Consider the following 958-nt stretch of genomic DNA (forward strand, 5'->3'; position numbering starts at 1 on the left):
GGCACGCTCCCGCGTCGAGCGTCGGTACGAGCGCGCCACGCGCTCCACCGTCGAGCGGTCCTCGGCACTGAGTTGCACTGGATGCTGCTTGGCTGACATGACTGTCTCCCGGCTGCTAGACCCAGCTCAGACCCCACTGCGCAGCAAACGTTTCATTGCTACGGCGGCAGAGCACTAGCCTGATTATCAGGATCAGCAAGATCGCTGCATTAGTTGTGTAGTATCGAATTTGATACTATTGAAGAATGAACGCCGCTGCGAAGCTCCTGGAGGCCATGCGCCACAACCCGCGCGACTGGTCCATGGAGCAGTTGCTGACGGTGGCGCGGCGCCACCACCTCGAATGCCGCAGCAGTGGCGGCAGCCACCAGGTGTTCTCGCATCCGGCGGTCTCCGACATCGTGACCGTGCCCGCTCACCGACCGATCAAGGCCATCTACGTCAAGCAGTTCGTGGCCCTCGTCGATCGTATCCAGGGAATTGAGTCATGAGCGACGTCAAGCACATCCAGCCTGTTCTCGCGCCGTATCCCTTCGAGGACTACGCGCGCCTCGTCAGCCATCTCAGCGAGGACGATGGTGGTGGCTATTTGGTGACGTTTCCCGATCTGCCCGGCGTCATGGCCGACGGCGACAGCGTCGAGGACGCCTTGCACAACGCCCGCGATGCCTTCGAGTCGGCCATAGCCGCCATGGTGGACATGGGCCGAGACATCCCGGCGCCCAGCTTCAAGCCCGACGACGTGGCCGCCCCCGAGCTTTCGGGCAAGTTCGTCACGCGGGTGCCCAAGAGCATCCATGCACAGCTCGCACGCTGCGCGCGCGCCGAAGGGGTGTCGCTGAACTCGCTGGTGCTGGCCTTGCTTGCCGAAGGACTCGGCCGGCGCAGCGGGCGGCCCTGACGCGCTGCACCGCTGCGTGGGCGGCGTATTGCTGCGCATGCGCTGCCGGTGCCCTAG

At 64.5% G+C, this 958-nt stretch carries 2 protein-coding genes; both read left to right on the forward strand.

The window, feature by feature from the left end; translation table 11 throughout:
* The first annotated feature begins 245 nt into the window (after nt 1-245).
* On the forward strand, nt 246-491 hold the full coding sequence (locus tag ALA01S_RS31210; RefSeq protein ID WP_066343675.1) for a type II toxin-antitoxin system HicA family toxin: 246 nt from the start codon (nt 246-248) through the stop codon (nt 489-491).
* Nucleotides 488-901 (forward strand): type II toxin-antitoxin system HicB family antitoxin, encoded by a 414-nt coding sequence (locus ALA01S_RS31215; protein ID WP_066343677.1) that lies wholly within the window; start codon nt 488-490, stop codon nt 899-901. Before ALA01S_RS31210 ends, ALA01S_RS31215 begins: the two co-directional genes overlap by 4 nt.
* Nucleotides 902-958 lie beyond the last annotated feature (57 nt).

This window comes from Azohydromonas lata NBRC 102462 (assembly GCF_001571085.1).
Classification (GTDB): domain Bacteria; phylum Pseudomonadota; class Gammaproteobacteria; order Burkholderiales; family Burkholderiaceae_C; genus Azohydromonas; species Azohydromonas lata.